General features: G+C 66.3%; 19 protein-coding genes. 9 read left to right on the top strand and 10 right to left on the bottom strand.

The genetic code is table 11. The annotated features are described in order from the left end of the window. Nucleotides 1–4: 4 nt before the first annotated feature. From AB0J47_RS24905 to AB0J47_RS24880, 6 genes are read left to right on the top strand one after another with little or no spacing between them, the layout of a single operon-like run. On the top strand, nt 5–268 hold the full coding sequence (locus AB0J47_RS24905) for a monovalent cation/H+ antiporter complex subunit F (protein WP_364350432.1): 264 nt from the start codon (nt 5–7) through the stop codon (nt 266–268). Then, the gene (locus AB0J47_RS24900) at nt 261–557 is read left to right on the top strand and encodes a monovalent cation/H(+) antiporter subunit G (RefSeq protein WP_364350429.1); all 297 of its coding nucleotides are present in this window, start codon (nt 261–263) and stop codon (nt 555–557) included. Before AB0J47_RS24905 ends, AB0J47_RS24900 begins: the two co-directional genes overlap by 8 nt. Next, nucleotides 554–796: a hydrogenase subunit MbhD domain-containing protein gene (locus AB0J47_RS24895; protein ID WP_364350426.1), complete on the top strand. Its 243-nt coding sequence runs from the start codon at nt 554–556 to the stop codon at nt 794–796. Before AB0J47_RS24900 ends, AB0J47_RS24895 begins: the two co-directional genes overlap by 4 nt. Next, nucleotides 793–1,533, top strand: coding sequence for an MnhB domain-containing protein (locus AB0J47_RS24890; protein WP_364350423.1), 741 nt, complete (start codon nt 793–795; stop codon nt 1,531–1,533). Before AB0J47_RS24895 ends, AB0J47_RS24890 begins: the two co-directional genes overlap by 4 nt. Next, nucleotides 1,530–1,877 (top strand): cation:proton antiporter subunit C, encoded by a 348-nt coding sequence (locus AB0J47_RS24885; protein ID WP_364350420.1) that lies wholly within the window; start codon nt 1,530–1,532, stop codon nt 1,875–1,877. Before AB0J47_RS24890 ends, AB0J47_RS24885 begins: the two co-directional genes overlap by 4 nt. Continuing rightward, on the top strand, nt 1,877–3,703 hold the full coding sequence (locus AB0J47_RS24880; RefSeq protein WP_364350417.1) for a complex I subunit 5 family protein: 1,827 nt from the start codon (nt 1,877–1,879) through the stop codon (nt 3,701–3,703). Before AB0J47_RS24885 ends, AB0J47_RS24880 begins: the two co-directional genes overlap by 1 nt. Before the next feature lie 161 nt (nt 3,704–3,864). Here the strand turns inward: AB0J47_RS24880 and AB0J47_RS24875 are convergent, their stop codons facing one another. Then, nucleotides 3,865–8,640, bottom strand: coding sequence for an HAD-IC family P-type ATPase (locus tag AB0J47_RS24875; RefSeq protein WP_364350414.1), 4,776 nt, complete (start codon nt 8,638–8,640; stop codon nt 3,865–3,867). Nucleotides 8,641–8,908: 268 nt separating this feature from the next. Between AB0J47_RS24875 and AB0J47_RS24870 the strand changes: the two genes are divergently transcribed. From AB0J47_RS24870 to AB0J47_RS24860, 3 genes are all read left to right on the top strand, one after another. After that, on the top strand, nt 8,909–10,756 hold the full coding sequence (locus AB0J47_RS24870) for a hypothetical protein (protein ID WP_364350412.1): 1,848 nt from the start codon (nt 8,909–8,911) through the stop codon (nt 10,754–10,756). A gap of 348 nt (nt 10,757–11,104) precedes the next feature. Next, the gene (locus AB0J47_RS24865; RefSeq protein ID WP_364350409.1) at nt 11,105–12,652 is read left to right on the top strand and encodes an AMP-binding protein; all 1,548 of its coding nucleotides are present in this window, start codon (nt 11,105–11,107) and stop codon (nt 12,650–12,652) included. 49 nt (nt 12,653–12,701) lie between these two features. Continuing rightward, nucleotides 12,702–14,318 (top strand): MFS transporter, encoded by a 1,617-nt coding sequence (locus AB0J47_RS24860; RefSeq protein WP_364350406.1) that lies wholly within the window; start codon nt 12,702–12,704, stop codon nt 14,316–14,318. Nucleotides 14,319–14,405: 87 nt separating this feature from the next. Here AB0J47_RS24860 and AB0J47_RS24855 read toward each other — a convergent pair whose 3' ends face one another. The 9 genes from AB0J47_RS24855 to AB0J47_RS24815 form a co-directional block, all read right to left on the bottom strand. Then, nucleotides 14,406–15,443, bottom strand: coding sequence for a phosphotransferase (locus AB0J47_RS24855; RefSeq protein WP_364350403.1), 1,038 nt, complete (start codon nt 15,441–15,443; stop codon nt 14,406–14,408). Continuing rightward, nucleotides 15,440–16,510 carry a phosphotransferase family protein gene (locus AB0J47_RS24850; RefSeq protein ID WP_364350400.1) on the bottom strand — a complete coding sequence of 357 codons (1,071 nt, stop codon included), beginning with the start codon at nt 16,508–16,510 and terminating at the stop codon, nt 15,440–15,442. The genes AB0J47_RS24855 and AB0J47_RS24850 overlap by 4 nt, the downstream gene beginning before the upstream one ends. Before the next feature lie 10 nt (nt 16,511–16,520). Beyond that, complete coding sequence (locus AB0J47_RS24845) at nt 16,521–17,132, bottom strand: TetR/AcrR family transcriptional regulator (RefSeq protein WP_364350397.1); 612 nt, start codon at nt 17,130–17,132, stop codon at nt 16,521–16,523. Between the two features lie 255 nt (nt 17,133–17,387). Next, the gene (locus AB0J47_RS24840; protein WP_364350394.1) at nt 17,388–18,626 is read right to left on the bottom strand and encodes an amidohydrolase family protein; all 1,239 of its coding nucleotides are present in this window, start codon (nt 18,624–18,626) and stop codon (nt 17,388–17,390) included. Continuing rightward, the gene (locus AB0J47_RS24835; RefSeq protein WP_364350391.1) at nt 18,623–20,092 is read right to left on the bottom strand and encodes an aldehyde dehydrogenase family protein; all 1,470 of its coding nucleotides are present in this window, start codon (nt 20,090–20,092) and stop codon (nt 18,623–18,625) included. The genes AB0J47_RS24840 and AB0J47_RS24835 overlap by 4 nt, the downstream gene beginning before the upstream one ends. A gap of 31 nt (nt 20,093–20,123) precedes the next feature. Next, nucleotides 20,124–21,323 (bottom strand): thiolase family protein, encoded by a 1,200-nt coding sequence (locus tag AB0J47_RS24830; protein WP_364350388.1) that lies wholly within the window; start codon nt 21,321–21,323, stop codon nt 20,124–20,126. After that, nucleotides 21,320–21,766 (bottom strand): OB-fold domain-containing protein, encoded by a 447-nt coding sequence (locus tag AB0J47_RS24825; RefSeq protein WP_364350385.1) that lies wholly within the window; start codon nt 21,764–21,766, stop codon nt 21,320–21,322. The genes AB0J47_RS24830 and AB0J47_RS24825 overlap by 4 nt, the downstream gene beginning before the upstream one ends. Beyond that, entirely contained in the window at nt 21,763–22,974 is a 1,212-nt protein-coding gene (locus AB0J47_RS24820; protein ID WP_364350382.1) for a CoA transferase, read from the bottom strand. Before AB0J47_RS24820 ends, AB0J47_RS24825 begins: the two co-directional genes overlap by 4 nt. Before the next feature lie 100 nt (nt 22,975–23,074). Continuing rightward, nucleotides 23,075–24,349 carry a cytochrome P450 gene (locus AB0J47_RS24815; RefSeq protein ID WP_364350379.1) on the bottom strand — a complete coding sequence of 425 codons (1,275 nt, stop codon included), beginning with the start codon at nt 24,347–24,349 and terminating at the stop codon, nt 23,075–23,077. Nucleotides 24,350–24,505 lie beyond the last annotated feature (156 nt).

Below are 24,505 nucleotides of genomic sequence, written 5' to 3'. Positions count from 1 at the left end.
CGAAATGTCCACCGCGCCTTGGCTGGTCGCGTCGGGTGTGCTGCTGGTCGGTGGGATCGGGCCTGCGCTGTTGCTGTCCAGCAGGGGCACGGCGGCGCATCGGCTCGTCGGGCTGCAATTGGTCAGCTCGCTATTGATCGTGGTCTTGATATTGCTGAGTCTGGGACTCGGGAGACCGGACTATCTGATCGTGCCGTTGGTGGTGGTCTTGCTCTCCTTCGCGGGCACCCTGGTTTTCACGCGCCTGTTGGGGGTGCGTGATGACTAGTTTCTTCGTCGACGCACTGCTCGCAATCGGCACGCTGGTCGCGGTGGCCGCTTCGATGGCGGCGCTGCGGCCGCGTTCGGTCTATGCGCGACTGCACTATTCGTCGATTATCAGCGCGGTCGCCGGACCGTTCATCGCACTCGCGGTGCTTATCGCGGAGGGGCCGGGGCTGACCACGGCGATCGTCGTGGTGACCCTCCTGCTGCTGGCGCTCACCGCCCCGGTGCTGAGTGCCGCCATCGGCAGGCTCAATGCCCGCACCGACGGCCGGATCGAGGCCCCGCAATGAACGCCCTGATTGTGATCACGCTCGGACTGGTCGCGGTGGCGGGCACGGTCGTCGTATTCACCGACCAGCCGCAGCGCCAGGCAGTATCGCTGGCGGTGTTCGGTGCGCTGTTAACACCGGCATTTCTCGTGCTCGGTGCGCCGGATGTGGCGTTGTCACAGGTCGCGGTGGGTACCGCGGTGGTGCCGCTGATGGTGTTGCTCGCTGTGCGGGCCGTGGAGCGGAGACGACGGTCGTGAAGTACGGTGCGCGACTGGTGATCTTCCTCGTCGGTGGGGTCGGACTTGTCGTATTGCTCGGACTCGCGCTGTTCGGTATGCCCGGGTTCGGCGGTACCGATCATCCGTATCGCGACGCCGCGGTCCAGGCGTCGCTGCAGCAGCACAGCCCCAATGCGGTTTCCTCGGTCAATTTCGATCAGCGTGGCCTCGACACCTTCGGCGAGGAGGCCATCCTGGTGGCGGCGGTGCTCGGTGCGGCGACTCTACTGCGTCCGGAAGGGCCACGGCCGCAACGACAATCGGAGGACCTCGGTCGCATTATGCAGGCGACGCGATTTCTGGGCTATGCCTTGCTGCCGGTGACACTGATGATCGGTGCTGATGTGGTCGTGCACGGACATCTCACGCCGGGTGGCGGCTTCCAAGGCGGTGTGGTGCTGGCCACCGGCCTGCACTTGCTGTACGTGGCGGGCAATTACCGCGCGCTGCGGCGGCTGCGTCCGTTGGTTTGGTACGAGTTCGGCGAGGCTGTGGGCAGGGGCACAGTGGTCGCCCTCGGGCTGGCCGGAATCCTCAGTGGCGCTGGATATCTGGCGAATATTCTGCCGCTCGGGCAATTCGGCCGCCTGCTGTCGGCCGGTACGCTGCCGCTGTTCAGCGTGGCGGTCGGGCTCGCGGTCGGCAGTGGTGTCGTCGTACTGCTCGCGCAGTTCCTCGACGAGTATCTGACTACGGAGAGGCAGGCGTCGCGATGACCGTATTTCCCTATGTGATCGCCGTTTGGCTCTTACTGATCGGCATTTACGGCGTGGTACGCAGCAGACATCTGGTGCATACCGTGGTGTGCGTATCCATCGGACAATCGGGAACCTATGTCCTGCTATTGGCCATCGGCTACCAAAAGGGCGCTTCGGCACCGATTTTCGGGTCCGCGAATCCGCCGGGCTCGCCGGTGGTCGACCCGGTGGTGCAGGCGATGGCGCTGACCGACATCGTCGTCTCCGCGACGGTTACCGCATTGCTGCTGGCGCTGGTCGTGCAGATCGCCAAGCGACACGGCACCGTCCAGCCCGACGAACTGCACGCGCTGCGTGGCTGATGGTCCCCCTCGATCAGGCGCTCCCGGCACTCGTGATCGCGCTGCCGGTCGCCGGTTCCTGCCTGCTGCTCGCTCTCGGGCGGGTATTGCCCAGGCTGCTGATCGATGTGATCGGCACCGGGACCGCGCTTGCCGGGACGATCCTGGCTGGATTGCTGCTGTATGAGACCGGCACCGGCACGGTGTCGTCCTGGTCCGGTGGGTGGAAGCCGCGACCTGGGCTGACCGTCGGCATCGTGTTGGTCGCCGATCGGCTCGGTGCCGCAATGGCTTTGCTGATCGCATTGCTCACCACGACCGCATTGCTGTTCGGCTGGCGCTACTTCGACAATCTGCATGCGCACTATCCGGCCCTGGTTCTGCTCTTTGCCACCGGTATGACCGGATTCGCGCTGACCGGTGATCTTTTCGACATGTTCGTATTCTTCGAGTTGATGGGCGTGGCGGCGTATGCGTTGACCGGACTGAAGATCGAGGAACCCGAATCTGTGCAGGCAGGGCTGAATTTCGGGGTGGTCAATTCGCTCGGCGCGTACCTGTGCCTGTTCGGAATCGGACTTTTGTATGCGCGGACCGGGCAACTCGGCCTGGCACAGTTGGGAATTGCGGTCGAGGCGCGGGCGGGTGATGCTCTTGTTTTGGCGGCATTCGTGCTGATTGCCACCGGATGGTTGGTCAAGGCGGCGGCGGTGCCATTCCATTTCTGGCTGGCCGATGCGCATGCTGTGGCACCGTCGCCGGTCTGTGTGCTGTTCTCCGGTGTGATGGCACCGTTGGGTGTTTATGGGCTGGCACGGGTGTATTGGACGGTGTTCGATACTGTGCTGCCCGCTCCTGGCGTGCGCCGAATGTTGTTGGTGCTGGGCATTTCTACCGCTGTGCTCGGTGCGGTGATGTGTGTGCTGCAACGGCATATCAAACGGCTGCTCGCGTATTCGACGATCGCGCATATCGGATTGTTCATTCTCGGACTCGCCGCACTGTCACCGCTTGGTGTCGCCGCATCGGCGCTGTACCTCGGGGGTCATGCTGCGGTCAAGGGTTCGCTGTTTCTGCTGACCGGTGTGTTGCTGTCGCGGTATCGCAGTGTGGACGAGTTCAGTTTGCATGGGCGGGCGCGTGGTCAGCGGACTATCGGTGTGCTGTTTGTGCTTTCGGCGTTGGTATTGGCAGGGTTGCCGCCGTTCGGTGCGGGGCTGGGCAAGGCGTTGCTCGAGGAATCCGATGGGTCGAATTTCCTGGTAGGGCTGGTGATCGTCGTTTCGGCGATAACCGGCGGGGCGGCGTTGCGTGCGGGGCTGCGGGTGTGTTTCGGTGTGGGTGAGGTGCCCGAGCACAAACTCGATCCCGAGGAGACCACCGGGGAACACGAGGTGCCCGATGTCGCCGCGCCGCGCAACCGGACGCCGATCACGATGCTGGGTGCGGTGCTGGTTTTGTTGCTCGTCGCGCTAATACTGGGTCTGCCAACGGGATTCACAACCGCTATCGGTCCCGCCGCCGCGACGTTCGTTGATCCCGAGGCTTACCGGGCGGCGGCGCTGCTCGGTAATACGACCGCCCATCCCGGCGGAGTTCCGCAGATCGAATGGAGCGGAGCAGGCTTGGCGCTCGGTCTGTTGTCGACTGTCCTGGCCGTGCTGATAGCACTTGTCGCGCTGCATTTCGGCACGTTGCGCGCTCGCGGAAAGCCGCCGATTCGTCCGGTCACCGTGGCCGCGACCGCATTACACCGACTGCACAGCGGGCATGTGGGGGACTACGCCGCCTGGCTTGTCTTCGGCGCGGCAGTGGTCGCCGGACTGGTTGCCACCGGCTGGCTGTAATGGGCCTGGTAGCCAGCAGCTGTCCGGGAGACCGGCGCGCTCGGTGGAAACGAACGGCGGCCCGCGGGAACCAGCGGCGCTCCGTGAAAACCAGTCGACTCGGTGGAACCAGCGGCTGTCCGTGAAAGCGGGAAACCTAAGGCGAGGTGGCACCGGCGCGGTCAGCTTTCGCCAGCGTCGGGCAGTAGACGCGGAAGGACCGTCGAGCCCGCGGTTGCCGCGGCGGCGGAGGTGGTGGCGATGGTCCAGCCGACGGGACCCAGTGGCGTGCAACCGAAATAGGCCGACACCCCCGGAACCATGACCACCGCGCCGAGAACCAGGCCGCTGGCGGCGGTCGTGACCCAGACCAGGGGACTGCGGTGGCCGGAGAGCAGTGTCTGCCCGAGTTGGGTACCGATGAGCGCCACCAGTCCGATGGTGGCCGCGCGGCGCTGGGTTCCGGTGTAGCGGCCGACGGTCCACGCTGTGCAGGCACCCGCCGCAGTGGCTATGCCGCGCACCGCGATCGTGCGGGCGAGATCGGGACCCAGACTGGCAGGCGGGATTTCGGCCAATTGCCGCGCCCGTTGCTCGGCACCGTGCTCCGCATCGCGCGGGTCCGGGCTGTCGCGATCCGGTGAAAGGGCAAGGGCCAGTGCGGGAAACATATCGGTGAGCATGTTCACCAGCAGGAATTGCCTAGTACCCAGCGGTGCCCGCCCGCCGACCACGGTGCCGTAGATGGTGAATGCGATCTCCCCGGCATTGCCGCCGACCAACACGCCCACCGCGTCGGTAATGCGTTGCCACATGCCGCGTCCCTCTACCAGCGCGTGCAGCAGGGCGAGTGGATTCGGATCGGTGAGCACCAGATCCGCGGCATTACGGGCGGCCGCGGAGCCCCTTGCGGCCAAACCAATTCCGATGTCCGCGCTGCGGATGGCGGCGGCATCATTGCTGCCGTCGCCGGTCATGCCGACCACATGACCATTGCGGCGCAAGGCGGCCACGATGCGGACCTTCTGCTCCGGACCGACCCTGGCGAAGACGGTGCTGCGTTCGATGAGTTCGGCCTGCTCGGTATCGTCGAGCCGATCCAGATCGGCACCGGTGGTGACGGTATCCACGGCAATGCCGAGTTGGCGGGCCACCGCCGCCGCCGTGACCGGATGGTCGCCGGTGATCATGCGCACGCCGATTTCATTGTCCTGCAAGGCCGTTACCAGCGGCAACGTCTGCGGGCGCGGGGTGTCCGCGATGCCGAGGAAGCCGAGGAGGGTGAGTTCGTCGACGGCGCGTTCGACATCATCGGGTTGGTCGGCGAGGTCGCGGCGGGCGACGACGAGGACGCGCAGGCCTTGTTCGGCGAGGTCATCGATGACTTCCCGCGCGCGCTTGCGCACGTTGTCCGAGAATGGTTCCGCGGTAGGAGCTTTGGTGCAGCGGGGGAGTACCACCTCCGGTGCACCCTTGACGATCAGGCGCAATTTTCGTGTCGTCTGGCCGAGTACCGCGGCGTAGCCACGATTGGATTCGAACGGGATCTCCTCGATCGGATCCCACCGGTGCGCGTCGTCGCCGAGCCTTTCGGCGGCATCCAGGACCGCGCGGTCGGTGGCGTGCAGCACCGGACCGTCATCCGGATCCGGGCAGGCACGGGCGGCGGCGCGTAGCAGTCGGCGCGCATCATCGGATTCGTCATCGGGTGACCACTGGTTGTCCAGGTCGGCCAGCATGGTGAGCCGCAGCCGTCCTTCGGTGAGGGTGCCGGTCTTATCGAAGCACAGGGTGTCGACGCGGCCGAGAGCCTCGACGGTGCGGCTGGCGCGGACCAGCACGCCGTAGCGCGACAGTCGACGCGCGGCTGCCAGCTGCGCCACTGTGGCGACCAGGGGCAATCCCTCCGGCACCGCGGCTACCGCGACCGCGACGCCGTCGGAGATCGCATTGCGCAGCATCCGGCCGCGCAGTCCGCCCAGCGCGGTGACCAGCGCCCCACCCGAAAGGGTGAGTGGTAGTGCGCGATTGGTGAGCTGCCGCAGCTGGGCCTGCACGCCGCCCTTATCCGGCGGCACCGCGCCCGCGGTCGCGCGTCCGGCCTGGGTATCGGCGCCCACGGCAACTACGACGGCCAGTCCCCTTCCGTTCACGACGGTGCTGCCCGCGAAGATCATGCAGGCGCGTTCGCCGAGGGCCGCGCTGGGTGTGGCGGCGAGATTCTTCTCGACCGTCACCGATTCGCCGGTCAGACCGGATTCGTCCATTTCCAGTTCGTCCACGCGCAGCAGTCGCGCATCGGCGGGAACCACATCGCCCGCGTGGACGACCAAGACATCGCCGATGGCGAGAGCGTCTGCGGGCACGGATTCTTCGTTCTGTTCGGCCTCGTCGATCGCCGCGCGGTCGATCAGGCGGCCGGTGAGTTGTTCGCCTTCGAGCAGGTCTTGCAATTCGCTTTCAGCGCGCTGGCGCTGAGCGGCCGATATCACCGCATTCACCGTCAGCACGGAGGCGAGAAGTATGGCGTCGGACGGCTCGCCGAGTATGGCGGTGGCGACGGCTCCGACGCTGAGGATCGGCGTCAGCGGGTCATCCAGCTCGTGGCGCAGATGGCGGGCGAAGGACGTCATCGGTGCGAGAGTTTTGGTGATCAGGCTCTGTTCGGCTCGGGCCGGGATCGCCCGCTCGTCGAGGGCCGGGGGCTGCGGTAGGCGTGCGAGCACTTCATTGGGTTCCAGTGCGTGCCAAGGCAATAGGGGTGCAATAGTGGTGGGTGGTGCGGATGTGGCCGCTCGAATGCCGTTGCGCGCCCCGGTCATCAGCGCAGTCAGCTGTGCGGCGACCATCGGTGTTGTTCGAGCCTTCCTGGTCGGGGTGACAGCGAGCAGCAGGCCGCCGAGCGCGCACGCCGACAGAGCCAGGGTGCGCCCGCGTTCACTGACCTGCCGCGCGGGCGCGACTGCCGCGAGCACGCGCTGCACCTGGTCGAGATCCCGGCAGATGGCATCGGCGGCCCACGGTGGTTCGCAGTGATGGGCCCTGAACAATCCGAGTGCCAGGTCGGCTCGGGCCAACGCTTTGTGGGCGCAGGGGCTCAGCATCGCCACCACCTGGCCGTCCTGCTGCAGCCGCTCGACCTGCTTGCTCATCGACGTCGTCGCGGAAACGAATTCATCAGCGAGCGAACGTAATTCGTTCGCATCCTCATGTGCGACGAGCACCACCCGCAACCCAGCCCGCCGCGCAGCGGTCAACACATCGTGCGCACTCGGATCGAGCTCCCGACCGAGCAGCACACGTCCCACCGTGCGGTCACCGGCACGCAATTCGCGCCAGACCGGCCGGATGGTGGCCCCGCGATCACGAGCCCCGCTCTTCGGATGCACCAGTCGCAGTGCCGCGTGCTCTGACGCGGTCGCCTCGTCGCCGTCGGTTGCGGCTGCCTTGTAGTCCACGATGGCGGCTTGCTTGCTGCCATTCGTCGCGGCTTTCTTGTTGCCCGCGGTTGCGGCGTGCTTATCGCCCTGGAGTGCGCTCTCCTCGCTATCCCCCGATGCGGCCTGTCCGTTGCCTTCGTTGGTAGCCCCCTCCTCACCCTTCGTAGTGGCGCCCCAGCTCTCTGTCGGGGTCTGCTCATCTGAGGACCACAGCAATCGCTGCGCTGCGCTCCAGACCTTCCCCATCGACCATTCGTCATCGGCCGACTCGACATCGAGCACCAGTCGACGTGACGTGAGCAGCGCTTCGCCGTCGATCACCAGCGTGGTGAGCCGGTCCAAGCGCCGCCACGCACCCCGGTGCAATGTCAGTACTCCCGCACGCGCGAGGGCCATGTTCACGCTGGCGGCGTAGGCCTCGCGGCAGGCTCGTGCGGCCTTCGGTGCGCCGAGTCCGAGGGCGTCGGCGGCATCGCCGAGGCGGCCGAGGCCGACGAATGCGGCGGTGCCGACGAGCGATCCGGCTGCGGTTTCGTCGGCGACGCGCTCGATCGGGCCGCCCGGTATGTCGGTGGGGCGGGTGTAGGGCGGTAGGGGCTCGGTTACGTCGGGTTGTTCGCGGCACACCATTTCGGACTCCCAGTTGCGCCACTCCAAACGCTGGGCGATGGCCTCGCCGAGTAGAAAGGTGCGCTGGGCAGTGTCGGCAAGCAGACTCGAAATTCCGTCGGCGGCGTCTTCGCCGAATGCGGTTCCGATCGCGGTGACAATCGTCAGGGCCATATCGGCGCGGGAACGGCCGAATCGCGATTCGAGCATTCCCCGCAGTCGAGGTTGGGTGTCGACGAAGGTGGCCGCCGCTCGCACCGCGCGCGCCGGACCACCGAACGGTAGCCGTGCGCCGACCGTGGACACCGCAATGGCGAATACCTCGCTCGCCACTTGAATTCCCGCCGCCAGCAACGGTTCCCGGTCCTCCGGATATTCGACGCTGCGACTCCAGTCCACTTCGGCGACATTATTATCGGCCTCGATCCCCTCGATGGCCTCGAGCAGTTCTGGCAGCGCGGTCGCGCCGTCGCGCAGCGTGGCGACCACCCGACCGGTCACCGCATTCACCTGTGACCACCGCACACCGCGTAACTTGCCGAGCCGCTCGTCCAATATCCGTGCCAGCGCCGCGCCACGCTCGGAGCTGAGCCCACGCACTTCGATCGTCGCCTTGTTGTCACGCAGGGCCACCCGACGGTTGGCCCGACGCTCATGCGGATCGACCAGATCCAGCAGGTCCTCGCCCAGCGGGCTCTCCGGTGTGGAAGCCAATTCGTCGACTCCGGCGGCGGTCGTGTCGATGACCGATGTCGCGGCATCGGCCACAGCTTCGGCCGCATGCAACGGTGCCTCGACGAGTTGTACGCCCAGTCCGACGGCTGTCGAAACCCCGGTGCGCACCGCACCGGTTATCGCCGCCGTCGGCGCCTCGATCCACCACGGGGCCAAACCATCACGCCTACCCATACTCGGCAACTACCCGGCGTCACTGGATGCAAACGGGCATCGAAAGTGCCTGTCGGCTGGGAGTTCAGCCAATCCGCCAGGGCGCTCACCGGCACCGGATTGACCCTCTCGCCAGCGGGTATGCGACATACATGCCGACCTTCGGAAACTGAAGGTCCAAGTGATATGCGGGGCTGCCCGGCACCGTCGATGAGGACGAGGCCCGCAACGGCGCGGACTGCGCACGGTTAGCCACGCGAGGATCGCCAACACCGGAAAGTGTCAGGTGATGAGGCAGGTAACAGCGCTATTTGCGCGGGGGTCCGAGGGGGGTGGAGCCGCACTCGACCAGGTCGCGGTGCTAACCGGCACGGCGATCGCCATCGCGGCCGTGCTGGTCGTCGTCGGGTATCTGCACCGCACCCGCCGCATCACCTGGCTACAAACTGCCGCCGATCGGCTCGGGCGGCTGAGTAACCGGCCGGGTTGGGTCGCGCTGCCGCTCGCGCTGTTCATCGCCACCATTCTCACCGCGCTATTCGGCTTCATCTGGGATGTGAGCCTGCATATCGGTAAGGGCCGCGACGAGGGCCCGCTAGCGAATCCGGCGCACTACTTCATCATGATCGGCCTGTTCTTCCTGTTCATGGCCGGAATGCTGGCCATCATCCTGCCGCTGGACCAGAAACCGGGTCCGGCCGCCATTCGGATCACCCGTGACTGGTACGCGCCGGTCGGCGGCGTACTGATGGCGGGGGCCGGCCTGTACGCCCTTATCGGCTTCCCACTCGATGACATCTGGCACCGACTGTTCGGCCAGGACGTCACCCTGTGGGGTCCGACGCATCTGATGCTGATCGGCGGTGCCGGATTGTCGCTGGTCGCCGTGCTGCTGCTGGAATTCGAAGGCCGCCTGGACCGCCCCGATCCGGATCGCACCGACGGACCACTGCTGTGGCTGATCCGCACCTTCGCCTTCGGCGGTCTGCTGATCGGCCTGTCGGTGTATCAGGTCGAATTCGATTTCGGTGTCGAACAATTCCGTCTGGTTTTCCAGCCGATGCTGATCGCGGCCGCGAGTACGATCGCACTGATTTCGGCGCGCTACACGCTCGGGCGCGGCGGTGCATTGGCGGCGGTGGTATTCGCGATCTTCGTCCGCACCGTTTTGGCGGTCTTGGTCGGTCCGCTGCTCGCTGCGCCGCACAACGTATTTCCGCTGTATCTCGGTATCGCGCTGATCGTGGAACTGATGGCGCTGCTGCCCATGTCCAGACCCGTATGGTGGGGTGCGCTGACCGGACTGGTCGCGGCCACTATTGGGCTCTGGCTCGAATCGCTATGGGTGGCGGGGGTGTTCGTGGATTCCTGGCCGAGCGGTATGTGGCCGGAGCTATTGCTCATGGCGCTGCCCGTGGGTGTCGCGGGCGGTGCGGTCGGCGTCCTGCTCGGCATGGTCCTGCGGGGTGAAGAGCTTCCGCGCATCGTGATTCGCCGTGGCATCGTGATAGCCGCGGTGCTGATCACTGCGGCTGCCACGGCGAATGGCCTATGCGTCGATGTTCCTGAAAATGCCTCCGCGACAGTCCAATTGCGTGATGCCGCAGCGGCATACGCCGGTCGGATGGTCAACGCCGATATCACGTTGGCACCGAAGGACCTGGTCGGTGCTGATCCCGAGTGGGTGCAGATTCTGGCCTGGCAGGGTGGCATCGGGTCCTCGAGCCCTGGTCGCGGACTGGTGATCGATCAGCTGCGCAGGGTCGGCCAGGGACATTATGTCAGTACGAAACCGGTTCCGGCATACGGTAATTGGAAGACAATCCTGCGGCTGCACGACGGCCGAATGCTCACCGCACTGCCGATCTACATGCCTCATGACCGCGGCATCGATGCCGCCGAAGTCCCGGCACTGGACCAGTTCACGCGCTCCTTCGTCCCCGAAATCACTGTGCTCCAACGTGAGCGCTCATTCGATCGCCCCTCCTGGCTGATCGACGCGGCATCGACAGTCGTACTCATCTGCTCGCTGATCCTCATCTGGGCGCTGTCCTGGGGTGCGGCTCGGATCAACCTCGCCTACCGACGCGAGGTGCGCGCCGAGTCGGCGACCGCCGTCGCGCCAGGACGGCGATGACCATCCGCTGAACGTGTCCGAACGAGCGGTATGAATCGGGGCCGCCGTCTCCTCTGGGCTGCAGCGGTCGGATTTCTGATGCTGGGGTACCAGGATCGCCCGGCGTGCTTCGGTCCGGGCGGATTCGCCGCGAGCGGACGCGGCCTCCGAATCCCGCATCCGCATGACCGTGACGCGAATGGAACTCTGACAATCTGCCAATTTGACATTCAGAAACGAGAATTACGTTCTACTCTGAAGTAGAGTCGGACTCTCGCCGTCGGGTCGGGCCCGGCGATCCTGCATCTCCCGACGGTGCGGCGGAGTGAATCCGCCGGTTCCACGTCACGGGCAATTGGAGCTTCAACTATGCGCACAGTCCCTCCCGATCTGGTCGAACGATACGAACGTGCGGGATGGTGGACCCGCCACAGCATCGGGGAACTTCTGGCCGGCGGACTCACCGCCGCACCGGACGCCCGATTCGAGGTGTATTCGGAGGTTCGGCCGTGGTCGGGAACCTTCGGCGAGGTCGAATCGGTCGCCCGGCGGTTGGCGGCCGGGCTGCGCGCCCGGGGGGTCGGGTCCGGCGATGTGGTGGTTTTCCAGCTGCCCAACTGGATGGAGGCCGCCGCCGCATTCTGGGCGGCGGAGTTTCTCGGGGCGGTGGTGGTTCCCATCGTGCACATCTACGGTCGTAAGGAGGTCGGATACATCCTCGACCAGGTGCGGCCGCGGGTGTTCATCACGGCCCAGCGGTTCGGCAAGCTCGACTACGACCCCGCGGTGGCCGCGGACGTTCCCATTGTCGGTGTGGTGGACGGCGATTGTCCCGGCACCGATTTCGGCACTCTGCTCGCCGACGCGCCGTTCGTGGGGGTCGCGGAGGTGGACCCGGCAGGTCCGGCGTTGATCGCGTTCACCTCCGGCACCACCAGCGCGCCCAAGGGTGTCGTGCACAGCCACCGCACCCTCGGGTGCGAAGCCCGCCAGCTCGCTGCGCGTCGCCCGGACGACTTCTACCCGCAGGTGACCGCCGCTCCGGTCGGTCACTTCATCGGCATGCTCAATGCGTTTCTCGTTCCGGTTCTGGACGGTAAGCCGGTCGATCTTGTCGACGTGTGGAATCCCGATCTGATCCTCGACCTGATGACGACCCGCGGCATCAGCGTCACCGGCGGCGTCCCCTACTACTTGACCAGCCTGCTCGACCACGAGAAGTTCACCCCCGCGCACCTGCGGCTGCTGAAGTACGCCGGTCTGGGTGGGGCGCCCGTGCCGGCCGCCGTCGCCGAGCGGCTCTCCGCGCTCGATATCAAGGTCGCGCGGTCCTACGGCAGTACCGAGCACCCGTCCATCACCGCGTCCGAGTACTTCGTCCCGCAGAGCAAGCGGCTGTACACCGATGGTGACCCTGAGCCGGGCGTGGAGATACGTCTCGCCGACGACGGTGAAATCCTCAGTCGCGGACCGGATCTGTGCTTGGGCTACACCGACGACGCCCTTACCTCGGCCAAGTTCGACGCCGACGGCTGGTTCCACACCGGCGATGTCGGCACGCTCGACGCCGACGGCTACCTCACCATTACCGACCGCACCACCGACCTGATCATTCGCGGTGGCGAGAACATCAGCGCCCTCGAGGTCGAGGACATCCTCATCACCATGCCCGGCGTCGCCGAGGCCGCCGCCGTGGCCGCCCCCGACGATCGCCTGGGCGAACACGTCGCCGCCGTGCTCCGGCTGCATTCCGGCGCGGTCGCGCCGACTCTCGAGGACCTGCGCGCTCACTTCGCCGATGCGGGACTCGCCAAACAGAAATGGCCGGAGCAGATCCTCATCGTCGCCGACTTTCCCCGCACCGCCAGCGGCAAGGTGCGCAAGTACCTCGTTCGCCAGCGCCTGCGGGACCTGTGAATTCGCCGATTCAGCCCGTGTCCTCAGTCACTCATCTCCTGGAGTTCTCATGTCCACCATCGAATCCACTCCCGCGTCGGGCGAGACCGGCAGACCGGAAACCGGCCGGATGGACGGCGCGTCCCGGCTGCGCATCGGTGTCGTCCTGGCCGTCGTCGTCCTGTACACCGAGGTCGGTCCATTGCAGTACACGATGGTGGTCGCGGCATTGCAGCCGATGACCACGACCTTCGACACCGTCGGCGGCAATATCACCTGGGCGCTCATTATTCTCGGGCTGGTCGGCGTCGCCGCGAACCCGTTGCTGGGCAAGGCCAGTGATATCTGGGGCAAGAAGAAGATCATGCTGCTGTGCGGGACCCTGTTCCTCCTCGGCAGTGTGATCTGTGCGCTCACCAGCAACTGGACCGTCTTCCTGGTCGGGCGGGGGCTCTCGGCGTTCGCGCTGGCCACCCAGGTCATTGCCTTCGGGCTGGTCCGAGACCTCTTGCCGCGCAAGTATGTTCCGATCGGTCTCGCCCTGATCGGTACCGGTGTCGGGTTCACCGGCGTCGTGGGTCCATTGGTGGGCGGCGTACTCGTCGACAGCTTCGGCTGGCGGGCACTGTTCTGGTTCATGGCGGCGTTCGTTCTCGTGCTGACGCCGCTGCTGCTGACCGTGGTTCCGGAATCCCCGGTTCGAGTGCCGGACCGGGTCGACCCCTACGGCGTGGTGCTGTTGTCCGGCGGCGCGGTGCTCACCCTGCTCTACCTGGACAACGGCCAGGATTGGGGCTGGGGCACGCCGAGCGGGCTGGCCTGGCTGATCGCCGGCCTGGCTTTGCTGATGCTGTTCTTCATTGTCGAATCACGCGTCCGGCGGCCGATTATCGATATGAAGCTGCTTCTCGATCCGAAGCTCGGCCTCGTATTGCTGGTGGCGATCTTCAGCATCGGCATCACCGCCGTGCAGCCGATGGCCCTCGGGTACATGACTCAATCCCCGAATCAGGATGGACTGCGCCAGAACGTGGTTGACGGTGTAGTCGACCAGGCACAGGCGAAGGGCGCGAATCTGCCCGCCGCGGCGGTCGAGGTCACCTTCGATCCGGGCTACAGCTACGGGAACGGCTTCAGCCTGTTGGAGTACGCGCTGCACATCGGCATCTGGGCCAGCCTGATCGGTATGATCGTCGGTCCGTTCGCCGGGTTGCTGACCCGGCGGGTGGGTGCCCGTATCCCCGCGATCATCGCCTTAGGCCTGCTGGCCGTGTCCGGCCTGGGATTCGTTGTCGCGGACTACAACTGGGTGACCTACCTGGCGCTGTATTCGGTGGCGGGGGTCGCCTTCGGGTTTCTCTGGGCAGCCTTGCCCAATCTCATCGTGGAGGCCGTCCCGCCGGAGCAGCAGGGCATCAGCGCCGGCATGCTCGGGGTCACCTTGGCGCTGGGCAGCGGAGTCGCCATGGCGATCGCCACCGCGCTGCTGAACAACAGTCCGGTCGTCGCGCATATCGATGTCGCGGGTGAGTCGTCGACGCGGGCGATACCGCACGTGTTCGCCGACAGCGGCTATACCCAGAGCTTCTGGGTTGTCCTCGTGACCACCGTGATCGCCCTGGTCATCGCGGTACTCATGCGGCACGGCCGCAAGCCCGCCACCGGTGGCGCGGACTCTGCGGTGTAGTCGATATGCGTCTAGTGGGTGCCGCCGGATGGCGGCACCCACCAGAATGAGGTCGGATAATGTTGCAGGAGTGGGGTCTCGACGGGCTTATACGGCGAGCAGGTCGAGGCTGCGGTGCCGTTCGACCGCCTGGCCCAGCCGTACGGTGAGATGTTCGATAACCGGCCGGTCGACCGCACGGGTGATCGCCCACATGAACAAGCCGTACGGCAGATACGCTCGATACAGCGACCAGGCCCGGTTCCGATCCGGCGGCGTGACGCCGTGGTTGGCCAGCCGGTCGAGATAGTGGTCGAGCAGCGCACGCTCATGGCGGGCGAGCTCGTCCGGGTCCAGCACCGTCGCCAGGTGATAGGCGACGTCGAGGGCCCACACCCCGTGCTGGACCACCTGCCAGTCGATGAGACCCGGTCGGCCGTCGGGCAGCTCGTAAATATTGCCGGTATGCAGGTCGCCGTGCACCAGACACACCGGCTCCGCCGCGCGCAGCCGGTCCATGGCCGCCATCGCCGCAATGAGGCGGTCGGCGCGGCGGACGTCCTGCGAAATCCCTTGCGCCCGCCCGTCATCGAGCAGTCCCTGGAGCTGCTCGGCGCTCAGATGACCCGACAATCGAACGAGGCGAGGGGGAAAGAGCACAGACAGCTCAGGGCGTTTCCCGTCCCAGCTGGCCGCGTGCAGCGCGGCGAGCTGCTCGAGTGTCGCGGCGGCTCGCTCGGCGCTGTAGGTCGTGGTCGGATCAAGGAACCGGGCCCCGGCGGCGACCAGATCGTGCATGAGAATCAGGGCATGTCCGGTGTCGTCGTCGACCGCGGCATGCACGCACGGCGGCGTGCGGACCGGAAGATCCTGTGCGACAAGGCGATAGAAATCGCCCTCGGCGCGAGTTGTACGTCGGCGCGCCGGGTTGAAATAGCCCTTGGCGCACAAGGCGGCGGGGGCGTCGGTCTGCTGTGCGTAGTCGACGCGGAACCGCAGTTTGGTAGCCACGGTCTCGAGTCGCTCGACGATATGGGTGCCCGTCGCGACGGCATTCGGATAGCGTCGGCCCAGCGTTGGGGTGAGCCAGTCGGGCGACAGCACCACCGCTTCGTCGGCCGGTGCCGAATTATTCGCCGTACTCATCGAACGTCCTGCGCCACAGTGATTCCCGCGAGGTCGCACGCCTGGTGCAGATAGCCGAAGTGGCGGGCGCCCGCATCGGTCGGTAGTCGCATGGTGCGCCGGCTGCGCAGGCTGAGCAGTCCGGCCTTGACTCGAGCGAATACCTCGTGCCAGTGCAACTGGTCGATCGAATGGCCGGTCTGCTCCTGCCACAGCGCGATGGTCTCCGCGCGGGTGCCGAGTCCGTCGAGCCGCGGTACCCCCTGACCGACCGACAGCGACTCGTCGAACAGCAGCCACCAAGCCAGGTCGGCCACCGGGCCGGCCAGCGACGCCTGCTCCCAATCCATTACCCCGACGACGTGGAAGTCGTTGTCGAACATCATATTCCCAATGCGTGCGTCGCCCCACGACACTCCGGGCCGGGTCAGCGGCGGCCGGTGCTCGCCCAGCCAATCCAGCAGCGCCTGCACGACATCGGGAATGTCCTCGCCGAACGCCCAGTGCGCATAGCTGCGCCAATACGACAGGTGCTGTGTGTCACCGGCCGCGCCGTGCTCGGGCCGGTCGAAGAACGATACGGTCGTCACGGGCAGCCGGTGAATCGCGGTCAGCTGGCGCATCGCGCTGTCCCACAACGTTCTTCGCTGCGTGGGAGTCGCCTCGGCGAGCCAGCCGGAGGAGTTGTACGGCGGCATGCTGACCGGCACGCGACCGTGCATGCGCCGCATGACATAGAAAGGGCGTCCGAGAACCGCGGGGTCGTTCTCGAACCAGAGGGCCCGCGGCACCCGCACTTCGGGGTGCCCGTCCAGAGCTGTAAGTATGTCGTACTGGATATGGAATTTCGGTTCGAAGAACACCTGATGTTCCGGAGCCGGTGCGATGCGCACGACAAGCTCTTCGACGCACTGCCCGGTGCGAGCCGTGACCAGGATGGTCTCATTCGAAAAGCCCGCGCCGCGAGGGTAATCGGGCCGATCGATCTCGACCGTGGCGACGCCGAGTCGATCGGCCAGCCAGGGGCGCAGCGCGGCGACCGTAGCGTCGAGATCGCGGCCTTTGGAAAACAGGGGCCCATGCTCCATTGCGGTCCGGTTACCTTTCGATGGGGGGACCGCCGAAGGCGGTCAGGCAGAATGCCCACACCTGTTCTGCGACGTCGTCGACGCTGGTGGGTGCGGGTGCGAACGCGTAGTGGTGGAAGACGGCCGTGACCAGTTGCAGCGCCAGCCAGGCATCGGTGGATGGATCGGCGGGGCGGAGCAAACCGGCGGCCGCGGCGGCTCGCAGTTCCTGCTCCACGAGATCGACGAAGGGCCGGTTGGCCTCGGCAATCTCTACCGGAAAAAGCTGGTACAGCCGCCAATGCTCGGCGGTGATGAAGCGCGCCCCGGTTATGCCGCCGCCGTCGCCGCGCAGCGAGCGCAGTATCTCGAAGAGATAAAAGCGCAGACGTGCCACGGGGTCCGGCAGCTCCCGCGCGGCGGCTTCCACCTCGCCGGCCCGCTCGCTGACGACGTCCTCGAACACAGCCAGGAGCAGCTGATCCTTACCTGCGAAGTGCCGATAGAAGGTTTGCAGGGCGATGCCGGCTTCCTTGGACAGTTCCTGCGTGGTCAGCGTGGCGCCCTCGGTCTGCAACAGTCGGCGTGCGGCCGCGACGATCGACTGCGTCTGCTCCCGGCTGCGGGCCTTGGACCGCTGCACCGAGCGGGAGCGTTCCGCCGCCCGGTCGGCCCAGAGTGGCGCCTCCGCGGGGGAATCGGGGGCAGGGGGTTTCTGTGTAGGCACAGCAGTTGTCCTCTCGCGTCGGGGCGAATACGACGACCGTAAACCGCGGTTGGTTCCTGCCCGACATCCGTGGTCGGCCCTCGGTGGTGTCGGCCCGACCGGCACCGTTCGGCCACGGTGCCGGTCGGGCCGGTGCCGATCGCCGACCGGCCGGGATGGGCAACAGTCGGATCAGACTGCCGCCAGCACCGGTGGTGCGGCCGGAGTGAAGCGGTACAGCCGTTCGGCATTGCCGCGCAGAATCTTGTACTGGGTTTCCGGTGGCAGGTGGCCGATGAGGTGTCTCACGCTCTGGATGCAGTTGGGCCAGGTGGAATCCGAATGCGGGTAATCGGTTTCGCACATGATGTTGTCCTCGCCGAGGACGTCGATGCTGGCGATGCCGTGGCTGTCCTCGATGAAGCAGCCGAAGATGTGGTCGCGGAAGGTGGCGCGGATATCGAGGGTATCCAGATCGATGTTGCCGCTCGCCGCGTGTTCGCCGAACCGCACGCCCTTCTTCACCCAGTGACGTTGCTTGTCGAGCACTTGCTCGGCGCGTTCCAGGAAATACGGCATCCAGCCGATCTCGCCTTCCGACAGCGCTATCTTGAGTTTCGGGTAACGCTGGAACATTCCGCTGAACAGCCAGGACAGCATGGCTCCCGAGGTGCGGGTCGCGCCCCAGGCGAGATTCGCGAGAAACGGTGCGTCGGGAGCGATCTGGGGCACGGTCGACGACGATCCGACATGCATCGACACCACCATCTCCAAATCGTTGGCCGCGGCCATCACCGGATCCCAGTACCCGCCGGCGTCGTGAATCGTCGGAAGGCCCAGTGGCGCGGGGTTTTCCGAGAAGGCGAAAGTGGTCGCCCCCTTGGCGGCGCAGCGTTCCAGTTCGCGGGCGGCCAGTTTCGGATCCCAGAGTGGAATGAGCACCAGCGGGATGTAGCGGCCCGGTGCGGCGGCGCACCAGTCCTCGACCATCCAGTCGTTGTACGCCTGTAGGCAGACAAAGCCGAACTCACGATCGCTGGCCTCGGAGAAGAGCTGGCCGCAGAACCGGGTCACCGTCGGAAAGCACAGGGAAGCAAGGATTCCCGCGCGGTCCATATCCTCGATACGGGCCTTGGCGTCGTAGCAGCCGGGTCGCATCTCGCTGTACGGCAACGGTTTCGGGCTGAACTCCTCTTTCGACTTCCCGGCGACGGCGCTCAGGCCGGAGCTGGGGAAGCGTTTGCCGTCGTATACCCAGCAGTCCATACCGTCGGCGTCGACCTCGATATGGGGTGCGCGCTCGCGATCCGCGCGCGGCACCCGGTCCAGCCACAGGTTGGGGGGTTCGAGAATGTGGTCGTCGACCGAGATCAACCAATCGAGATTCAGGTCGGAGGGCACGATTACTCCTTCGGGTCGGGCTTCGGTCATCGGAGTTCTCCGATGACAAGGTGTTTGAGTTCCTGAAATGCCCGGATTCCGTCCGGGCCGCGTTCGCGGCCGAGGCCGCTGTGCTTGTAGCCGCCACTGGGTGCGTAGGCGCTGAACAGTGCCGTGTTGACGTTGACCGCTCCCGTGCGCAGTCGCCGGGCGATCGCGGTCGCGGCGGCGGCATCGGTGCTGTAGACCTGTCCGGACAGGCCGTAGTCGCTATCGTTGGCGATTTCGACGGCGTGGTCGAGATCGCGGTATCCCAGCACCGCCAGGACCGGGCCGAAGATCTCTTCCCGCGCGGCGGGATTCGAGTTGTCCGGCACATCGAGCACGGTCGGTTCGATGTAGTAGCCGCGGTCGAGTCCTTTGGGCCGTCCGCCGCCGTACCCGACGATGGCGCCCGCGCCGACGGCCTGTTCGATCAGCCGCTCACAGCGTTCCCGATGCGCGGCGCTGATGAGCGGGCCCATCGCGGTGGCCGGGTCGGTCGGCGCGCCCACCGTCAGATTCGCGTACGCGCGCGAGACGGCCTCGAGCACCTCGTCTTTGTGTTCTCGCGGTACCAGCATCCGGGTCGCGGCGACGCAAGCCTGGCCGGCCATCCGGGCGACCACCGCGGTAGCGCCCGCAGCAGCCTTCGTGACCGCGTCGGCGAGATAGATCTGTGCCGATTTGCCGCCGAGCTCCAGCGCCACCCGCTTGATGGTCGGTGCGGCCTGTGCCCCGATTCGGGCACCGACAGCGGTCGACCCGGTGAACGAGACCATGTCGACCGCCGGATGGCTGGTCAACAGCTGAGCACCGGCCGATCCGGACTCCACCACGACACTGAAGACGCCGGGCGGCAGGCCCGCCGCCTCGGCCGCGGAGCCGAAGATGAGCGAGGAGATCGGTGTCAGTGGACTCGGCCGCAGGATGACCGAATTGCCGGCCATCAGGGCGGGCATAATCTTCTGCAACGCCAGGACGAACGCCGCGTTATAGGGCGTAATCACGGTGACCACACCGACCGGCTCGTGGCGGCGGACGCTCAACGCCACCCGGCCTCGCGTGAGTTCGTCGACCGGGACTTGGCCGGCCTGCTCGTGCCGCATCGAGAGGTACAACTCTATTGTGTTGCGGGCCAGCATCATTCCGGACAGGAACTGAGACTGCTCCGCGAACGCGAGCGGCTGGCCGGCCTCGGCAACCATGGTCGCCACTAGTTGCTCTCGAGCCTTTTCGACATGATCGAGAAAGGCATGTAGCGTCTGGGCGCGTTCGGTCGCCGGTGCATCGGCCCAGACTCCGCTGTCGAAACTTCGGCGCCCCTGAGTGATCGCGCGACCGATCTCGGTCAGCGGAGCGGCGGCGAGTTCGGTGACGAGTGATTCGTCGGCGGGATTCTCCACGGCGACAACGTCATCACCGGTCACCCAGGAGCCGGCGACATATGATCGCCGTTCGGCGAGGATCATCGCCATGTTCTGGTCTCCATTTCCCTTGCAGTGCAGGTCATAACGGCTCGCTGGTGTAGACCACGGCGCCGCCGTAGTGCGGTGAGGAATGGCAGGCGAGGGCGACCGTGGCGGCGCGCTGCCGGGCGCCCGCCCGCCCGGCCAGTTGCAGATAGCACTCGAGCATCTGTGGAATGCCATGCATGCGGCCGTTGCCGAGGGCGCCGCCGCCGGAGAGAATCGGAAGCCCGGTAGGGGAGTCGCTGTCGATGCCGCCGTCGCGGACGAAGCGGTGCGCCTCGCCGACGGGACACAGGCCCAGTGCCTCCAGCCAGAAGTAGACGAAGGGTGAGAACCCGTCGTACAGCTGCGGCAGGTCCACCTCGCGGGGGCCCACCCCGGCGGTCGCCCATAGTCGCCGCGCGGTTTCGGCGCCACCGGCCATGATGTCGTCGAGCGGCCAGTGCGACGGCAACCGCGGCGGTGTCGGGCCGCTGCTCGCGTACCCGGCGATGTACACCGGTCGGTGCGGCAGGTCGCGGGCGCGCTCGGCGGAGGTGAGCACGAAGGCCGCCACGCCGTCTACCGGAATATCGCAGTCCGGGCGCCGCACCGGGTCGCTGACCATAGGCGCCGCAAGATAGTCGTCGGTGCTCAGCGGCCGTCCATGCCAGTACGACCACGGGATGATTGCCCCGTTCTTGCGCGCCTCGACCACCACGGCCGCCATCGCGTCCGGATCGGCGCCGTACCTTTGCAGGTATTCGTTGTAGGGCAACGCGATCATCGGCAATGGGCCGCCGTAGCCCTGCGGCACGGTCCACTGCTGCGGCCCGGCGACGGCAGTCAGCGGATTGTCGTGATAGCCACCGGCCGGATTGTGCAGAGCCCGATGCAGCACAACGTAATCCGCGGCACCGGCGGCAATGGCGTTGACCGCCAACGCCACCGAACCCGGTATCTGGCCGACACCCTGGAAGCTCGCCACGTACCGCGGGCCGGTGCCGATCCGGTCGGCCAGCCAGTTGGCGGTTACGGTGCTGGTTCCGTCACTCACGGCGTGTGCGCCCGCGGTCGGAAACATGGCGGAGGTTACGAATCCGTCGATCGCATCGGGTGTGAGTCCGGCGTCGGCGATCGCCGTGCGTGCGACGTCGACGGCTACCGCGCCGAGTGGGCGATCGAATCGGCGTCGCACGGCGCTGTGTGCGTATCCGACCACGGCGACCCGGCCGCCCGCGGGGAATCGCCCGGTCACGAGGTCACCGCTGTGCTGCCCGCGTTCGTCGCGAGCTCGAAGGCCGCAACAGCGAGGTCATCGGTGAGGTCCTCGAAGGTGACCCGTACCGGATCACCCACGCGCACAACGGTTTCCGGACCGCTCAGCAGCCGTCCGATCATGCGGATTCCGCACGCCTCTACGAGTTCGACATCGACGAGTAGGTACGGCACCTGATCGGCGAAGCCGAGCAGCGACGCTTTTCGGATCACCGTCCACGACCGCACCGTGCCGCGCCCGCTCACCGGCTCGTACCGGAAATCGGGTGTGGAGGTGCCGCACCGACGGCAGGTTTCCCCGGGCGGCAGCGCGAACCGGTCACACCGGCCGCATCGAGCCAGAGTGAGGACGTGCCGCCCGGCTGCCGACCAGTAGTCGGCGGTGAGGGCGTCGGGGATCGGTAGTGGACGCGCGACCGTCACGGGATCACCCCCGCGTCCTTGAGCCCGATGATCCCATCCCACGAGTAGCCCAACTCGAGTAGGAACTGCTCGGTGTGCTCGCCGTGTTCGGGTGCGCGCCGCAGGGTGGGCGGTCGTTCGTCGAACTGCACCGGTCCGGTGGGCAGGGGGTAGGACTGGCCGTTGTCCATATCGACCTCGCCGAGGTATCCATTGGCCAGCACCTGCGGGTCGTCGAGCAGTTCCGCCACGGCCTGCACGGGCGCCCATGGCGCGTCCAGTCCCGACAGCAGTTGCTTCCATTCGTCGAAGGTGCGATTGGCGAATTCCGTCTCGAGTTCGGCCACACAGGCGTCGCGGTGCGTGGCGCGGGCGGCCAGATCCACGAAGCGGGAATCGTCGACGAGGTCGTCGCGCCCGATCAGGCGGCAGAATTCCGCCCAATACCGGTCCGACTCCAGGAAGACCAGTTGAATGTGCCGCCCGTCCTTGGTTCGGTAGGCACCGACGAGCGGATTGACCGAACCGCCGCGGCCGGATACCGCTTGTGGCGGGTTTCCGGCCAGCGCGGAGAGCACATCGGAGGACAGCATCCACATGGCAGTGGCCAGCAGTGAGACGTCGACGACCGTGCCCGAGCCGGTGCGCTGCTGCCGCAAAAGTGCCGCTGCGACGCCGAAAGCCAAGGCCATCGCGCCGTTTCGGTCGCCCATCGCGCCGCGCTGGCTGATCGGGTAGTCCCGCTCCGGTGGGGTCAGCATGTGGGCCACGCCGCCGTGGGCCCAGAACGCCGAGGAGTCGTAGCCGGCCTTATCCGCGCCGGGGCCTCGGCTGCCGAAGCCGTGGCCCCGGGCGTAGACGAGCCGGGGGTGGCGCCGCGTCAGCCTGTCGGAGTCCAGTCCGAGCCGGCGCAGCGCGCCCGGCCGGAAGTTGGTGAGGAAGACGTCCGCCGTGGCCAGTATCTCGTCGAGCAGTTCGCGGCCGCGCTCGGAGTGCAGGTCGATGGAGATCGATCGCTTACCCCGATTGGCCAGGGCCACAGAGAGATTCACACCGGCGCTGTCGCTGCCTATGCCCTGCGTGGCCAACTGGCGATACGGATCGCCGTCGGGACGTTCGACCCGGATGACCTCCGCGCCCCAGTCGGCCAGCAGCGCACCCGCCACGGGCACGAACACCCACTGCGCCAGCTCGACAACCCGCACGCCGGTGAACGCGTCGGAGTCCACTGATCACCTCCCGCATAACGTATAGAACGCGACTATCGCAATTAGTAGAACGATACTCTCGCATAGAGTAGAACGTGACTCTCATTTTGGGAAGTCTGCATTAGGCGGAGAAGGTGATGTGGAGCTCCCGCAGTCCGCGTAGCAGAAAGGTCGGCTCGTACTGGTAGCTGCGGTCGCCCGCGGGACCGTGGAAGGTCTCGTCGATGGTGATGTCGATGACTCGATCAAGTAGCCGGTTCAACGTGACCTGCCCTTCCACCCGAGCCAGCGGTGCACCCGCGCAGGTGTGGATGCCGCGGCCGAACGCGATGTGCTCGCGGGCATTACGGCGGTAGAGCTGGAACTCGTCGGGGTCCTCGAACTTGCGGGGATCGCGATTGGCCGCGCCGATGCACAGCATCACCACCGTCCCGGCGGGGACGTCCACACCGCCAACGGTGGTGTGTGTGCGGGCGAGCCGGAAGTCGACCTTGGTGGGGCTCTCGATGCGCAGTGATTCCTCCATGAACCCGGCGATCAGGCTGCGGTCCTCGCGCAGCATCCGCTGGTACTCGGGCTTCTCGGCGAGGACCCGCACCGCTGCGCTGAGCAGTTTGGTAACCGTCTCCTGTCCAGCCGCGAACAGGAACGTCGCCGGTCGCACGAGTTCGATCACCGACGGTTCGGACCCATCGGGATACAGCGTCGACGCCAGGGTGCCGAGAATGTCGTTGCGCGGCTTCTTTCGTCGCTCGCTGATATACGCGCTGAAGGTGTCGTCCAACCACTCCAACGGATTGGTGCCCGGTGCGTCCTGGTACATCGATCCTTCGATACTGCCCGGAGTCGTTTGACCGGCCAGCCGGGCCCGGAACTCGTCGCGGTCGCCGTCGGGTACGCCGAGGAGGTCGGCGATGACCAGCGTGGCGAACGGTTTGGCGTACTGACCGAGGAATTCGCAGCGACCGTTGGCGAGGAACTCGTCGAACTGCCGATCGGCCTGATCCCACATGAACTCCTCGTTCTCCTTCAGCCGCTTGGGCGTCAGAAGCCGGGCCAGCAGCGCACGCGTGCGCGTGTGATCTGGGGGATCCATGGTGACCATGTGTTCGGAGATCCGGAACTGCGGCCGATGTGCCTCGATCTGGGCACTGATGTCCTCGCCTTCCGGCTGGAACGGCAGCGGCGGGAACGGCCCGCTCACCGAGAGGCAGGCCGAGAAGTCATCCGAATTGCGGAAGACCTCGATGGCCTCTCGGTATCCGGTGACGACCACGACCCCGTGGTGAGGCTCCCGGAATACGGGGTTCCGACTGCGCAGGTAGTCCAGGTATTCGTACGGGTCTTGAGCGATGGCCGGATCGGAGAAGTAGTCGACGGACGCCAGGTCGGTCATGTTTCGTCAGCCTTTCGTGGCGAAGAAGGGCGGCGGTGATAACTCGAGAATGCCACTCTCGATTAGAGTAGAATGATACTCTCGCATTCGGGAGTGAAACTCTTGAGAATTGGTCAGTGAACGACTGACAGATGGGTATCGAGCATCGACGTGCTC

This window comes from Nocardia sp. NPDC049737 (assembly GCF_040674755.1).
In the GTDB taxonomy this organism is placed as follows: Bacteria; Actinomycetota; Actinomycetes; order Mycobacteriales; family Mycobacteriaceae; genus Nocardia.
Note: the sequence above shows the minus strand (reverse complement) of the source record. Positions and strands in the feature narration are given on the sequence as shown.

Coding starts and splice junctions, on each gene's coding strand:
- AB0J47_RS24835 (WP_364350391.1), bottom strand. CDS start 20,092: ATGGCGATGATCCTCGCCGAACGGCGATCATATGTCGCCGGCTCCTGG.
- AB0J47_RS24885 (WP_364350420.1), top strand. CDS start 1,530: ATGACCGTATTTCCCTATGTGATCGCCGTTTGGCTCTTACTGATCGGC.
- AB0J47_RS24870 (WP_364350412.1), top strand. CDS start 8,909: ATGAGGCAGGTAACAGCGCTATTTGCGCGGGGGTCCGAGGGGGGTGGA.
- AB0J47_RS24840 (WP_364350394.1), bottom strand. CDS start 18,626: ATGACCGAAGCCCGACCCGAAGGAGTAATCGTGCCCTCCGACCTGAAT.
- AB0J47_RS24895 (WP_364350426.1), top strand. CDS start 554: ATGAACGCCCTGATTGTGATCACGCTCGGACTGGTCGCGGTGGCGGGC.
- AB0J47_RS24850 (WP_364350400.1), bottom strand. CDS start 16,510: ATGGAGCATGGGCCCCTGTTTTCCAAAGGCCGCGATCTCGACGCTACG.
- AB0J47_RS24880 (WP_364350417.1), top strand. CDS start 1,877: ATGGTCCCCCTCGATCAGGCGCTCCCGGCACTCGTGATCGCGCTGCCG.
- AB0J47_RS24900 (WP_364350429.1), top strand. CDS start 261: ATGACTAGTTTCTTCGTCGACGCACTGCTCGCAATCGGCACGCTGGTC.
- AB0J47_RS24905 (WP_364350432.1), top strand. CDS start 5: ATGTCCACCGCGCCTTGGCTGGTCGCGTCGGGTGTGCTGCTGGTCGGT.
- AB0J47_RS24875 (WP_364350414.1), bottom strand. CDS start 8,640: ATGGGTAGGCGTGATGGTTTGGCCCCGTGGTGGATCGAGGCGCCGACG.
- AB0J47_RS24865 (WP_364350409.1), top strand. CDS start 11,105: ATGCGCACAGTCCCTCCCGATCTGGTCGAACGATACGAACGTGCGGGA.
- AB0J47_RS24855 (WP_364350403.1), bottom strand. CDS start 15,443: ATGAGTACGGCGAATAATTCGGCACCGGCCGACGAAGCGGTGGTGCTG.
- AB0J47_RS24860 (WP_364350406.1), top strand. CDS start 12,702: ATGTCCACCATCGAATCCACTCCCGCGTCGGGCGAGACCGGCAGACCG.
- AB0J47_RS24815 (WP_364350379.1), bottom strand. CDS start 24,349: ATGACCGACCTGGCGTCCGTCGACTACTTCTCCGATCCGGCCATCGCT.